This window comes from Romboutsia sp. (assembly GCF_051659545.1).
In the GTDB taxonomy this organism is placed as follows: domain Bacteria; phylum Bacillota; class Clostridia; order Peptostreptococcales; family Peptostreptococcaceae; genus JBOFOR01.
Genome location: NZ_JBOFOR010000120.1, coordinates 25215 through 38766, shown reverse-complemented (window position 1 = coordinate 38766; position 13552 = coordinate 25215). Strand labels below are relative to the sequence as shown.

10 protein-coding genes are annotated in these 13552 nt (G+C 31.1%); all 10 read right to left on the bottom strand.

Annotation, left to right across the window (positions count from 1 at the left end; genetic code table 11):
• Nucleotides 1-3705, bottom strand: a 3705-nt coding sequence (locus ACRC03_RS07045) for a phosphoribosylformylglycinamidine synthase (protein WP_438651853.1), incomplete at its 3' end; no start/stop codon positions are given.
• Nucleotides 3706-3738: 33 nt separating this feature from the next.
• Entirely contained in the window at nt 3739-4989 is a 1251-nt protein-coding gene (gene purD / locus ACRC03_RS07040) for a phosphoribosylamine--glycine ligase (RefSeq protein WP_438651852.1), read from the bottom strand.
• 10 nt (nt 4990-4999) lie between these two features.
• Nucleotides 5000-6532, bottom strand: coding sequence for a bifunctional phosphoribosylaminoimidazolecarboxamide formyltransferase/IMP cyclohydrolase (gene purH, locus ACRC03_RS07035; RefSeq protein ID WP_438651851.1), 1533 nt, complete (start codon nt 6530-6532; stop codon nt 5000-5002).
• Nucleotides 6525-7118 carry a phosphoribosylglycinamide formyltransferase gene (gene purN, locus ACRC03_RS07030; RefSeq protein WP_438651850.1) on the bottom strand — a complete coding sequence of 198 codons (594 nt, stop codon included), beginning with the start codon at nt 7116-7118 and terminating at the stop codon, nt 6525-6527. The genes purH and purN overlap by 8 nt, the downstream gene beginning before the upstream one ends.
• The gene (gene purM / locus ACRC03_RS07025) at nt 7112-8182 is read right to left on the bottom strand and encodes a phosphoribosylformylglycinamidine cyclo-ligase (RefSeq protein ID WP_438651849.1); all 1071 of its coding nucleotides are present in this window, start codon (nt 8180-8182) and stop codon (nt 7112-7114) included. The genes purN and purM overlap by 7 nt, the downstream gene beginning before the upstream one ends.
• Nucleotides 8176-9543, bottom strand: a complete 1368-nt coding sequence (gene purF / locus ACRC03_RS07020; protein WP_438651848.1) for an amidophosphoribosyltransferase — start codon at nt 9541-9543, stop codon at nt 8176-8178. The genes purM and purF overlap by 7 nt, the downstream gene beginning before the upstream one ends.
• Nucleotides 9544-9554: 11 nt before the next feature.
• On the bottom strand, nt 9555-10253 hold the full coding sequence (gene purC, locus ACRC03_RS07015; protein ID WP_438651847.1) for a phosphoribosylaminoimidazolesuccinocarboxamide synthase: 699 nt from the start codon (nt 10251-10253) through the stop codon (nt 9555-9557).
• A complete protein-coding gene (purE, locus tag ACRC03_RS07010; protein WP_438651846.1) occupies nt 10253-10735 on the bottom strand; it encodes a 5-(carboxyamino)imidazole ribonucleotide mutase in 483 nt (160 codons plus the stop codon). Before purE ends, purC begins: the two co-directional genes overlap by 1 nt.
• 244 nt (nt 10736-10979) lie before the next feature.
• Nucleotides 10980-12311: an NCS2 family permease gene (locus ACRC03_RS07005; RefSeq protein WP_438651845.1), complete on the bottom strand. Its 1332-nt coding sequence runs from the start codon at nt 12309-12311 to the stop codon at nt 10980-10982.
• A 188-nt stretch (nt 12312-12499) separates the two neighbouring features.
• Nucleotides 12500-13534, bottom strand: coding sequence for a BMP family lipoprotein (locus ACRC03_RS07000; protein WP_438651844.1), 1035 nt, complete (start codon nt 13532-13534; stop codon nt 12500-12502).
• Nucleotides 13535-13552: the final 18 nt, after the last annotated feature.

Here is a 13552-nt window from a genome sequence, read left to right as displayed (position 1 = left end):
AAATACTCTACCATCAAGACTTGTTATACCTTCAACTGCATAAGTAGATCCATTTGGATTAAAGTCTATATCATAAGTAGCATCACCATTAAAATCAACATATTGAGTCGCCACTTGACCATTTGCTATTAGTTCTCTCATAACCTCTTCACTCGCAACAAACTTACCCTCTCCATGAGATACTGCTACGCTATGAACGTCTCCTACCTCTGTTCCATAAAGCCATGGAGACTTATTTGATGCTATTCTTGTTTGAATCATCTTAGCTTGATGTCTTCCTATATTGTTGTAAGTAAGAGTTGGCGCATCTACACAAGTTTCTCTTATCTCTCCATATGGTACTAATCCAAGTTTTATTAAAGCTTGGAACCCATTACAGATACCTAACATTAATCCATCTTGCTTAGTTAAAAATTCATTTATAGCTTCTGCTACTCTAGGATTTCTAAACACTGTAGCCACAAATTTAGCTGAACCATCTGGCTCATCTCCAGCACTAAATCCTCCTGGTAACATTATTATTTGTGATTGTTTTATTTGCTTAACTATTTGCTCTATAGAATCTTCTATATCACTATAAGTTAGATTTCTAAATACTTCTATATTAGCTTGTGCCCCAGCTCTTTCAAAAGCTCTTTGTGAATCATATTCACAGTTTGTTCCTGGGAATGCTGGTATAAATACTCTTGGTTTAGCTATACTTATTGATGATTTTTTAGCTTCTCCTTGAGATATAAAGCTTATCGTTTCTAATTTACCTTTTACAATTGATGCTTTTGTTGGGAATATTGGCTCAAGTGTAGCACAGTGAGCTTTGTATAATTCCTCTAATGATATTTCTTCATTTTCTATTATTATGCTTTTTTCTGGTGTAGTAGTTCCTAGTACTGTGTAATTGCATCCTTCTAATAAATCTAGGTTATTCTCAGCTAATTCAAGAACTATATTTCCATAGTTAGCTTCAAATAAATCTTCTGTTTTATTATTGAATTTAAATCCTATTCTATTACCAAAAGCCATCTTACTTATTGCTTCTCCAACTCCTGCATATCCTAGTGCATATGTTGATAATACTTGCTTACTGTGTATAAGTTCTGTTACCTTAGATAAATTTTGCTTTAATATATCAAAGTCAACTATGCCATTTTCTAGTCTACTTGTGCATAACATTACTACAGTAGAATTAGCTCCCTTAAACTCAGGTGACATTACATATTCTGCATCTATTGTATCTACTGCAAATGATACTAATGTTGGTGGTACATCTATGTCTTTAAACGTTCCAGACATACTATCTTTTCCACCTATTGCAGGTATACCTAGTTTATTTTGAGCATAGTATGCACCTAACAGTGCTGCAAATGGTTTACCCCATCTTGTTGGGTTATCCCCAAGTTTTTCAAAATACTCTTGTAAAGTAAGTCTTACATTATTATAGTTACCCCCAATAGCCACAGTTTTACACACAGATTCAACTACTGCATATAATGCGCCATGGAACGGACTCCATTTTCCTATCTTAGGATTATATCCATAAGTCATTATTGTTGAAGTATTAGTTTCTTTGCCAAGTACAGGTATTTTAGCAACCATTCCTTGAGTTGGTGTAGCTTGATGCTTACCTCCAAATGGTAAAAGAACAGTATTTCCACCTATTGTATTATCAAATCTTTCTACTAATCCTTTTTGTGAACAGACATTTAAATCTGATAATACATTTATGAATTTATCTTTTAAGTTAACATCTGTTGCTAATTCACATTCTCTTTCTTGAGATTTATCTATAAAGAATGGATTTTCTTCATTTACTTTAGCAACATGAACTTTAGTAGTTTGCTTAACTCCATTAGTTTCTATAAACTCTCTACTCATATTAACTATAGCTTTATCATTCCAAAACATTCTCATATATCCACTATCTGTTACTGTAGCTACATGAGTTGCTTCTAAGTTTTCTTTTCTTGCTAAGTCTATGAATTTATCTCTGTTAGATGCTTCTATAACTACTGCCATACGTTCTTGAGATTCTGATATAGCTATTTCAGTTCCATCTAATCCATCATATTTTTTAGGTACTAAGTTTAAGTTTATATCTAAACTGTCTGCAACTTCTCCTATTGCAACACATACTCCACCTGCTCCGAAGTCGTTACATCTTTTTATCATTTGTGCTACTTGCTTTTCTCTAAAGAATCTTTGTATTTTTCTTTCGTTAGGAGCATCTCCTTTTTGAACTTCCGCACTACAAGTAAGTATAGATTCTTCACTATGCTCTTTGGATGAACCTGTAGCTCCTCCACATCCATCTCTTCCTGTTTTTCCTCCAAGAAGTATTACTATATCTCCGTTTTGTGGTACTTCTCTAATTACATTTTCTTTAGGTGCTGCAGCTATTACTGCCCCTATTTCCATTCTCTTTGCTACGAAATCTTCATCATAAACTTCACACACTTGACCTGTTGTAAGTCCTATTTGGTTACCATAAGAACTATATCCATGAGCTGCTTCAGTAGTTATTTTTCTTTGCATTAGCTTTCCAGGTAATGTGTCTTCTAAAGTAGTTCTTGGGTCAGCACTTCCTGTAACACGCATTGCTTGATATACATAACTTCTTCCCGATAATGGATCTCTTATTGCTCCACCTAAACAAGTTGCTGCTCCACCAAATGGTTCTATTTCTGTTGGATGGTTGTGAGTTTCATTTTTGAACATTACTAAGTATGGCTCAACTTTTCCATCTATTTCAACGTCAACATTTATACTACAAGCATTTATTTCTTCACTTACATCTAAATCTTCTAGCTTACCCTCTTTTCTTAACTCTTTCATAGCTATGGTTGCTATATCCATTAAACATATATCTTTTTGTCTGTCTACATATACATTTTTTCTAGAGTCAAGGTACATATCATAAGATTCTTTAACTATATCTGTGTACTTACCTTCTTCTATTTTTATATCTTCTATTTCAGTCATAAAAGTAGTGTGTCTACAATGATCTGACCAATAAGTATCTAGTACTTTTATTTCTGTTATAGTTGGATTTCTTTTTTCAGTATTTTTGAAATATCCTTGAACATGAGCTAAGTCATCTATTGTCATAGCAAGACCTTGCTCATTTAAGAAGTTGTTTAACTCTTCTGTAGTCAAATCTATAAATCCATCTAGTATTTTTACTTCTGTAGGTATTTCCATTTCCATCTTTAAAGTTTCAGGTTTTTCTAGGCTAGCTTCTCTACTATCAACTGGGTTTATGCAGTAATTTTTTATTTGTTCAAATTGTTCATTAGTTATATTTCCTTTTAAGATATATACTTTTGCTGTGTTTATAGCTGGTCTTTCACCTTGGTTTAAGATTTGAACACATTGAGCTGCCCAGTCACCTCTTTGGTCATATTGACCTGGTAAGTATTCTATAGCAAATACTCTTTCATTAGTTTCTTTACCTTCTGTAACTTCTAATGTTTCATGATAAACTAAGTCTAAATTAGGTTCAGAAAATATAGTTTTAGCTGCATTTTCATATACAACCTCATCTATTCCTTCTATATCATATCTATTTAAAATTCTTATATCTTCTATAGTATCTATGTGTAAATTTTCTACTAAATCATTTTTCAAAGCTGTAGCTTCAAGGTCGAAGCCTTGTCTTTTCTCTACTAATATTCTTCTAACGCTTGACTCTAAACTTATAGTATCTAACATATTTTATCTCCCTTTTTAGAAATTTGGGTACAATTACATTCCTATATCTGTTCTGTAGTGTATTCCTTCAAAGTTTATTTTTTTAATGTTTTCATATATTTTCTTAGCAGCTTCATTAACAGTATTAGCTCTAGCTGTTACTCCTAATACTCTCCCCCCATTAGTTACTAATTTATTATCTACAATTTTAGTTCCGCTGTGGAATACTACTATATCTTCATCTAAATTTTCAAGACCTGTAATTATATTGCCTTTTTCATAGTTATCAGGATATCCTCCTGAAGTAAGCATTACACATACTGCTTCTTCTTTTTTGTAATTTATATTTATATTTTTTAAGTTATTTTCTAATATAGCCTCTATTATTTCATGTAAGTCTGTATCTAGTCTAAATAAAACCGATTGTGTTTCTGGATCTCCAAATCTTACGTTATATTCAAGAACCTTAGGTCCATCTTCAGTTATCATTAATCCTACAAATAAAATTCCTTTATAGTCTAAACTATCTTTTTTAAAGCCTTCTAAAGTTTTATTTAATACATCTTCTTGTATTTCTTTAGATAATTCTTCTGTATATATTTCACTTGGCGAGAAGGTTCCCATTCCTCCTGTGTTAGGTCCTTGTTCATAGTTGTATACTTTTTTATGGTCTTTTGCGCTTACCATAGGAACTATGCTCTCGTTATCTACAAAAGCTAGTATAGAAGTTTCTATTCCCTTTAAAAATTCTTCTACAACTACTTTATCTCCAGCTGAACCAAATTTTTTATCACTCATCATCTCTTTTAAAGTTTTTATAGCTTCTTCTTTATTTTCAGGTATTACAACACCTTTACCTGCAGCTAATCCATCTGCTTTTATAACTACTGGATATCCAAAACTATCTATTTCACTTATAGCTTCTTCTAGATTTGTGTATTCTTTATATTTTGCTGTTGGTATGTTATGTCTTACCATAAATTCCTTACAGAAAGCTTTACTTCCTTCTAACTGTGAACATTCTTTGTTTGGACCAAAAATTCTAAGACCTTCTTTTTCAAACTCATCTACAATACCCTTAACAAGTGGAACCTCTGGACCTACTATAGTTAAATCTATACTATTTTCTTTAGCAAATTTTAATAAGTTGTCTATATCACTATCATTTATATTTAAACACTGAGCTACCTTTGATATTCCTGCATTTCCTGGAGCACAGTATATTTTTTCTACCCTATTCTCATTATTTAATTTCCAAGCTATGGCGTGTTCTCTACCGCCACCACCTATAATTAGTATTTTCATAATCTACCCCCTAGTGTTTAAAATGTCTTATCCCTGTAAACACCATTGTCATTTCATATTTATCACAAGCAGCTATTGAATCTTTATCATTCATAGAACCACCAGGTTGCACTATTGCCGTTATTCCAAATTCATGTGCTAAATCTACACAGTCTTCAAATGGGAAGAATGCATCTGAAGCAAATACCGCTCCCGTAAAGTCTTTGTCTTTATTATTTTCTAAAGCATTTTTTAGTGCCCATATTCTTGAAGTTTGACCACATCCTGATGCTAAAGTTTGACCATCTTTAACAATAACTATTGCGTTTGACTTCATGTTTTTAACTATCTTCATACCAAATTCCATATCTTTAATTTGAGACTCATTTGGTTTTAATTTTGTTACTGTTTCATACTTTTCAGCTAATGCATTGTTTTTATCTTGAACTAATAATTTACCATCTAAATATTTCATATCATATGGTTGTAAACTATCTTCTATCTTAGCTAGTTTTAATACTCTTAAGTTTTTCTTTTGTCTTAATATCTCTAAAGCTTCTTCTGTGTAATCATAAGCTACTACTATTTCTAAGAATATTTCATTCATTTTCTTAGCTGTATCTGCATCTATTGTTGATGTAACCCCTACAATTCCACCAAATATAGATACCTTATCTGCTTCATAACATTTTGTATATGAATCATATGCATTTTTTCCTATTCCTACTCCACATGGATTAGTGTGTTTTATTGCTACTGAAACAACTTGTACATCATCTTTGAATTCTCTCATTACTTCTAAGCATCCATGTAGATCATTTATATTATTGAAAGAAAGTTCTTTCCCATTTAATTGTTCATAGTTTAATATTGGATTTTTTGCATTGGGTTGACTATATAAAACACCTTGTTGGTGTGGATTTTCACCGTATCTTAATGTTTGCTCTTTTTGGAATGTTAAATTAAGTATTTCTGGATAAGCATCATTAACTACTCCTGCAAAGTAAGTTGATATAAGAGCATCATATCTTGCAGTAGTTGAGAATGCTTTATAAGCTAATTTTCTTCTATCTTCTAATGTTAATGTATTAGTTTTTAATTTTTCTATTATCATATCGTAATCAGCAACATCTACTATAACAGTTACATCTTTATGATTTTTAGCTGCTGAACGTATCATAGATGGTCCACCTATATCTATATTTTCTATCATTTCTTCATGGCTTTTTCCTGCTTTTAGTGTTCCTTCAAAGTCATATAGGTTAACTACTACTAAATCTATTGCTCCTATTTTGTATTCATTTACAGTGTCTACATGAGACTGTTCATCTCTTTTGTAAAGTATTCCCCCATGTATATATGGATTTAATGTTTTAACTCTACCATCTAACATTTCTGGAAACTTAGTAACTTCATCAATAGTTATTGCACTTACCCCGTTGTCTTTTAACATTTTAAAGGTGTTTCCTGTAGATATAACCTCATATCCTAAGTTATTTAATTCTTTAGCAAATTCTACAACTCCACTTTTATCTGTCACGCTTATCAATGCTCTTTTACTCATTTATAAACACTCTCCTACCTTGAATACTTAATTTATTTTCACAGAATAACTTTATACTTTCTTTTAAAATCTTATGTTCTACATTTAGCACTCTTTTTGCTAGTGTAGATGCTGTATCATTATCTTCTACTTTTACAGTTTCTTGCATGATTATAGCTCCTGTATCTGCTCCCTCATCTACAAAATGAACAGTTGCTCCAGTTACTTTAGCTCCATAATTTAGAACACCTTGATGTACCTTTTCACCGTAATACCCCTTTCCGCAGAAAGAAGGTATTAGTGATGGGTGGATATTTATTGTTTTATTTCTAAATTCTTCTACAAATTTAGGTGTAATTATTTTTAAATAACCTGCTAAAACTATCAAATCTATATTATTTTCTTTCAATATTTCTATTACTTTATCTTCATCTGTTTCATATATTGCTTCTATATTATTTAGTCTAGCTCTTTCTAAACCATAAGCATTTTCTTTACTTGAAATAACGACTTTTACTTTGCCATTTATTCCTCCAGCTTTAGTTTCATCTATAATAGCTTGTAGATTTGTACCTCCACCAGATATTAAAACTCCAATGTTTAGCATAAGTTTACTCCCTCATGAGTATCTACTACTTCGCCTATTATATAAGCTTTATCTTTTAATAAATCATTGTATTTAGTATCTATATTTATTGATTCTTCTCTACTGTTTATAAAGTCTACAACACTTTTAGCTTCTTCTTTATTAACTACTAGTACTAATCCAATTCCCATATTAAAACTCTTATGAAGCTCTCTCTCATCTATTGTATTAAAGCCTTCTATCATTTTAAATATAGCTGGTTTATCCCAAGAATTTCTCTTTATATCTATTCCTAGTCCTTTAGGTATTACTCTTGGTATGTTTTCTATTACTCCACCACCCGTTATATGTGCTATAGCTTTTATTTCACTTTGTTTCATTAATTCTAAAACTAATTTAACGTATATTTTAGTAGGAGTTAAAAGTGTTTCTCCTAAAGTCATTCCAAGTTCTTCTATATGTTGTTCTAGTTTATAATTATATGTATCTAAGAATATTTTTCTTATGAATGAATATCCATTACTGTGTACACCACTTGAAGATATTCCTATTAACACATCTCCTGATTTTACATTTTGACCAGATATTATTTTTTCTTTATCTGCTATACCAACAGAAAATCCAGCTAAATCATAGTCATCGCCTGAATACATTCCTGGCATTTCAGCAGTTTCTCCACCTATTAATGCACAGCCTGCCATTTTACATCCATCAGCTATACCACCAACTATCTGTTCAACTTGCTCTGCAACTAATTTTCCTGTTGCTATATAATCTAAGAAGAATAATGGTTTTGCACCTTGGCATATCAAATCATTTACACACATAGCTACTAAATCTATACCTACTGTGTCATGTTTATCCATCATTTGTGCTAACTTTAACTTTGTACCAACACCATCTGTAGATGAAAGTAGAACTGGCTCTTCCATGTTTACGAAATCTTTTAAACTGTATAAACCACTAAAGTTTCCTAAATCTCCTATTACGTTGTTGTCATAAGTAGATTTTATTTTTCCTTTTATAAGATCTACCGCTCTATTTCCCTCGTCTATATCAACCCCTGATTGCTTGTATGTTAACATGAAAATAATTCCTCCCTATCGATTTTCTTCACTGGATAATCTCCGTCAAAACATGCTTTACAGAAAGTAGCTTTATTATCTGTTGCTTCTATCATTGCATCTATATCTAGAAACTCTAATGTGTCACAACCTATATACGCTCTAATTTCATCTACGCTATTGTATGAAGCTATTAAGTTTGCCCTATTTGGTGTATCTATTCCGTAATAACAAGAATATTGAACTGGCGGTGAAGTTATTCTTAAGTGTATTTCACTAGCTCCCGCATCTTTTAATGATTTTATTATTAATTTTGAAGTGGTTCCTCTAACTATAGAGTCATCTACTAACACTATTGATTTTCCTTTTACTACACTTGAAAGAGGATTTAGTTTTATTTTAACCCCAATTTCTCTTTCTTCTTGAGTAGGCTTTATAAAAGTTCTTCCTACATATCTATTTTTAACAAGCCCTTCACTAAGAGGTATTCCGCTTGCAGTAGAATATCCAACAGCGCCAGCCCAACCCGAATCAGGTACTGGTACTACTATGTCTGCTTTAATATTGTCATTTTTAGCTAACATTTCTCCACATTTAACTCTAAAGTCATAAGCATTAACCTTGTCTATAGTAGCGTCATTTCTAGCAAAATAAATATGTTCAAATATACAACTCTTTTTAACTGATTTATAGTTTTCAGAATAGAAGTATGATTTTAATTCTCCATCTTTTACTACTATTATTTCTCCTGGCTCAACGTCTCTTATAACTTCTCCACCAAGTATATCTATAGCACAGTTTTCAGATGCAAATATATATTCTTCACCTTTTTTGCCTAATATTAAAGGTCTAAATCCATGAGGATCTCTAACTGCAACTAGTTCTTCTTCTCCCATTATTACTAATGAGTAAGCTCCTTTAATATAGTCCATTGTTATTTTTAAACTTTCTACTATATCTCCCTTATAGTATCTAGCTAATATATATAAAATTACTTCAGTATCAGAGTTAGCTTGGAACATATACCCATCTTCTTCTAACATATCTCTTAAGTAATTTGCATTTACTAAATTTCCATTGTGAGCTAAAGCTAATTTTCTTTTTCTGCAGCTTCCAACTAAAGGCTGACAATTCGCTAAATGGCTTCCTCCAGCAGTTGAATATCTAACGTGACCAATTCCCATACTTCCTTTTAATTCAGATAATTCACTTTCTTTAAATACGTCTCCAACTAAGCCCATGCTTTTTTTATAATTTATATTTTCACCATCTGATATTGCCATTCCACAACTTTCCTGACCTCTATGTTGAATAGAATATAATGCATAATATAATTCTTTTGATATATCTTTATTTGAATAAATACCTACAATACCGCACATGAGACTTCCCCCTAATTATTATTCATTCTTGAAAGAACCTCTTCGTATCCTGCCACTAAATCTCCAAGGTCTCTTCTAAATCTGTCTTTGTCTAGTTTTTCATTTGTATTTACATCCCATAATCTACAAGTGTCTGGAGATATTTCATCTGCTAGTATTATATTTCCATCTGCATCTTTACCAAATTCTAATTTAAAGTCTACTAGTTTTAAGTTCATTTTTAAGAAGAATGATTTCATTAACTCATTTATTTTTAAAGTTTCTTCTTTTAAAAAGTCTAATTCTTCTCTATTAGCTAATTTCATTGCTACTGCATGATCATTGTTTATCATTGGATCTCCAAATGCATCATTTTTGTAGCATATTTCAAAGATAGGTTCTTCTAAAACTATTCCTTCTTCCATTCCTACTCTTTTGCAGAAAGAACCCGCTGTTATATTTCTTACTATTACTTCAAGTGGTAATATTTCAACTTTTTTTACTAGCATTTCTCTATCTGATAAGCTTTTTATGAAGTGTGTTTCGATATTCTCTTTGTGTAACATTTCGAACATTATTGTAGATATTTTATTATTTAATATACCTTTAGAAGATATCTCTGCTTTCTTTTCCCCATTAAATGCAGTTGCATCATCCTTAAAGTAAACTACGTATTCATCTTTATTTTCTGTACCGTATACTTGCTTTGCTTTTCCTTCATATAATAACATTATTTTATCCCCCTTAGATTTTTATCATCTTCTATTACTTGTTCTTCCATCTCTTTTCTATATGCTTTTAAGTTTTCTTTTAAAACTGGATATTTTATACTCATTATTTGAAGTGCCATTAAAGCTGCATTAAGTCCTAAATCTATTGTTACTGTTGCTACTGGTATTCCTTTTGGCATTTGAACTATAGATAAAAGTGAATCTAATCCATCCATAGTTGATGATTTAATTGGTAATCCTATTACAGGTATTAAAGTATGAGATGCTATTACCCCTGGTAGATGGGCTGCTTTTCCTGCTGCTGCTATTATTACGTCTGTGTTATCTTCTATTTCTCCTAAAAATTCCATAAGTTGCTTTGGTGTTCTGTGTGCTGATAACGCTCTTACTGCTACTTCTACTCCATATTTTTCTAATAATACTATTCCCTCTTCTAACTTTGGATAGTCTGACTTAGATCCCATAACTACAGCTACTTTCATTTTACGCCTCCATAAATAATTTATATTTTATAATTCAAAATAATATTTTTACGAATATTATTTTGAATTGAAATAACTAAAATTTGATTTATAACGTACCTTATACTATATATATTAATATAAGTACCGTATTATTTCAACATTTTTAATAATTTTTTAATAATTATTCGTGAATAAAAATTCAATTCGCTTAAACGTAAAAAAAAGTACCTAGAATTTTAAATACTAGGTACTTTTGGTTTAACTATTTTAAGAATATAAATTTACATACAAACAATATACAAAGTATTATTAATGATAAATTTACGTCTTTTTTATTATTTGTAGCTAATTTCAATACTGTAAATGATATAATCCCGAATATTATACCATCTGCTATACTGTAAGCAAGAGGCATCATAATTACTGTTAGAAATGCTGGTATTGCATTTGTAAACTCTGAGAAATCTATTTTTGATAACGAGCTTGCCATCATAACTCCTACTAATATAAGTACTGGAGCTGTTGCTTGAGTTGGTATAGCTGTAAATATTGGTGCAAAGAATAATGATAATAAGAACATCATTCCCGTAGTAACTGCTGTTAGACCAGTTCTACCACCTTCTCCTATACCTGCTGCACTCTCAACATAAGCTGTAACTGTAGAAGTTCCTAAAAGTGCTCCTACTGTAGTTCCTATAGCATCTGCAAATAGAGCTTCCTTTGCTCTTGGTAATTTTCCATTCTCATCTAACATATTTCCTTTTGATGCTACTCCTACTAAACATCCTACTGTATCAAATAAATCAACAAATAAAAATGTAAATACAACTACTATCATATCAAAACTAAATATTTCACTAGGTGAAATAGATAAAGCTCCTAAAAATACTGGCTTTAATGATGGTACAGCCGATACTATTCCTTTTGGTAACTCCACTAATCCAGCTACCATACCTACTGCTGATATTGTTAACATTCCTATAAGGAATGCTCCTTTTATATTTTTTGCTAATAAAAATCCTGCTAATAATATCCCCACTAATGTTAATAAAACTAATGGATTAGTTACATCTCCTAAAGCAAGTATTGTTGCTCCATTTGTAACTATACCTGCATTTGCTAATCCTATAAACGCTATAAAAAGTCCAATTCCTGCTGTAACTGCATGCTTTAAAACTTCTGGTATACAGTCTATTATTTTTTCTCTGACATTCGTTATTGTAAGTAATATAAATATAATTCCTTCTATTAAGACTGCACATAGTGCAAATTGCCAATCATGCCCCATACCTAATACTACTGAATATGCAAAAAATGCATTTAATCCCATACCCGGTGCTAAAGCTATAGGGTAATTTGCTAATAACCCCATTATACAACTTCCTACAAATGCTGATATTGCTGTTGCTGTAAATACTGCACCTTTATCCATGCCTGCTTCTGAAAGTATACTTGAATTTACAACTAATATATATGCCATGGTCATAAATGTTGTTATACCTGCTAATATTTCTGTTTTTACATTTGTATTATTCTCTGATAATTTAAATGTTCTCTCTAGTAACCCTTTTTGTGATGTTTTAATGGCTTGCATTTATACCCTCCTATTTTTTGTTTCTTATTTAAAAGTTCGTGTTTTTCCTGTGTTATATAAATTATTATATTATATAATAATTTATTTTTCAATATATTTTAGTATATTTTATTTATTTTTATCGAAATGGTTCGTGTTTATTTTAGTTGTAATAAAAGAAGACCATAATTATGGTCTTCTTTTTATTATTACTTATTCATTTGTTTATATTCTTGTTCATTAGAAGGAACTTTTATTTCGTCTTTCTTTATCTTTTCTATCATAGTATTAACATAATCTAATATTTCTGGAGATACTAAATTCTTAGTACTTTCTGGTATACCTACACCATCCTCTTTAAGTCCGTATATTTTCTCTTTTCCACCTATTGATTTACCTTCAACAAAATCCTTAACAGTATCATATACACCTACATTAACTCTTTTTAAGGCTGAAGTTAAAATATTCTCTGGAGCTAAACTACTTTGGTCTCTATCTACACCTATTGCATATTTATCTTGTTCTTTTGCAGATTCGATTGCACCTAATCCTGTTCCTCCTGCTGCTGAAAGAATTATATCTACTCCATTTACGTACATTTGATTAGCTATAGATTTTCCTTTTGCTGCATCTCCAAATGTACCAGCATATTGAGATTTTACTTCTGCTGCTGAATTAGCTTCCTTTACTCCTGCCATATATCCATATTCAAATTTTTCTATAACTGGGAACTGCATACCACCTATAAAACCGACTTTATTAGTTTTTGTACTTTTTCCAGCTATTAATCCTGTTAAATACGCTGCTTCATTTGACTTAAATAATATAGGAGTAACATTCTCTGGAATTCCATCTTCATAAGTCTCATCTATTATAGCAAATTGCTTATCTGGGTAATTTTCAGCTTCTTTTTTTATGTCGTCTTTCATAGTATTTCCTACACCAATAACTAAATCAACATCTTCATCTAATAAGCTTTCCATATTTGTAAGATACTCTGATGCTTGTTTAGATTCTATTAACTTAACTTCTATTCCAAAATCTTCTTTGGCTTGTTGAAGACCTTCCCATGCACTTTGGTTAAATGATTCATCATTTACTCCACCAACATCTGCTACCATACCTATCTTTAAGTTCTTATTACCAGACTTGTTTTCTTCTGGTGATTTATTGCTACACCCTACTAACATTGATGAAGCTATAACCACAGCTGTACTCATAGCTACTAATTTTTTTAATTTCATATTTTTCCTCCTGATGTC